Source organism: Roseateles sp. P5_E1, assembly GCF_054049335.1.
This window is the reverse complement of sequence record NZ_JBFUMN010000473.1, coordinates 1-523: the sequence shown is the minus strand read 5'-3', so window position 1 is coordinate 523 and position 523 is coordinate 1. Positions and strand designations below refer to the sequence as shown.

Sequence of the window (523 nt, the reverse complement as noted above, 5' to 3'; positions counted from 1 at the left end):
CCACTGCGCCGGGTAACGAACGCCCGACCGTGCTGGCCGGGCCGAACGGCGTGCCCATGGTCAATATCACCACGCCGTCCGCCGGCGGGGTATCGCGCAACCGCTATGCGCAGTTCGATGTCGGCCCGGAAGGGGCCATCCTCAACAATGCGCGCGGGCAGACCCAGACCCAGCTCGGTGGTTGGGTGCAGGGCAATCCGTGGTTGGCCACCGGCAGCGCCAAGGTCATCCTCAACGAAGTCAACGGGCCGGCCAGCCGCCTCAATGGCTACATTGAAGTGGCCGGCCAACGCGCTGAAGTGGTCATCGCCAACCCGGCCGGCATCCAGGTCAACGGGGGTGGCTTCCTCAATGCCAGCCGGGTGACGCTCACCACCGGCACGCCGGTGTTCAAGGGCGGCGCGCTGGATGGCTACCGGGTCACGGGCGGGACGATCGACATCAGCGGCGACGGGCTGGATACCAGCCGCGTGGATTACACCGATCTGATCACCCGCTCGCTGCAGGTCAACGCCGGCATCTG

At 67.5% G+C, this 523-nt stretch carries 1 protein-coding gene; it reads left to right on the top strand.

Annotation, left to right across the window (positions count from 1 at the left end):
• On the top strand, window positions 1-523 hold a 523-nt coding region (locus ACXJKJ_RS32160; protein ID WP_457395810.1), incomplete at both ends, for a filamentous hemagglutinin N-terminal domain-containing protein.